Source organism: Paraburkholderia sp. 31.1 (assembly GCF_014397645.1).
In the GTDB taxonomy this organism is placed as follows: Bacteria; Pseudomonadota; Gammaproteobacteria; order Burkholderiales; family Burkholderiaceae; genus Paraburkholderia; species Paraburkholderia tuberum.
In genome coordinates this window covers 1-637 of the sequence record NZ_VZQN01000196.1, presented here as the reverse complement: position 1 = coordinate 637, position 637 = coordinate 1, and the positions used below count along the sequence as shown (strand labels likewise).

At 56.7% G+C, this 637-nt stretch carries 2 protein-coding genes; both read right to left on the bottom strand.

All coding sequences use genetic code 11. The annotated features are described in order from the left end of the window. On the bottom strand, positions 1 to 242 hold a 242-nt coding region (locus tag F6X37_RS35980), incomplete at its 3' end, for a transposase (RefSeq protein WP_187614691.1). 213 nt (positions 243 to 455) lie between these two features. After that, the coding region (locus F6X37_RS36540; protein WP_222945050.1) for a hypothetical protein at positions 456 to 637 on the bottom strand (182 nt) is incomplete at its 5' end.

Below are 637 nucleotides of genomic sequence, written 5' to 3'. Positions count from 1 at the left end.
ATGATCGAACGAAGATCACTCACCATGCACTCGAAACAGCCGGCCGCCAGCCATCGTTGCGTCTGCTGGTACACGAGTTCCCACGGCGGAAAGTTGGTCGGCAGCATTCGCCACGCAGCCCCAGCGCGAGCCATCCAGCGCAAAGCATTGAACATCTCGCGCAACTCGTATTTACGCTGTGGTGCACTCTCATCCATCAACGTCAGATACGCTGCTACGAAGCTCCATTCTTCGTCTGACACGTCTGTCGGCTAGGCTTTACGTTTCTCTCTTGTCATCCCTCCAGGGTACCAGGTTTTGACCGGAAGTTCCTAACACCGTCTAAGGAAAACCCCAGGATTTCGCTTGCAAGTTCGGGCTGCGGCGACTAGAATTCCGGTCTTTCGTGCTCCGGACGCCGGGGTGCGGAGAAGCGGGAAGCCTTTGATGGCGTGGGCTTCGGCGGCGTGGGCAGGTTAGGCGAGTGATAAAAACCTGTTGACGATCCGGTGGAAGTTCTCCATAATTCCGCTTCTCTGCTGCAGACGCAGCGACGCAAACGAAGCGGTGCCGGGTAGTGGTGGTTCAGGCGCGGCGGGTTTGGCGGACCGATCTTTAAAAACTAACAGTCGATAAGTGTGGGCGCTTGATGCGGAAT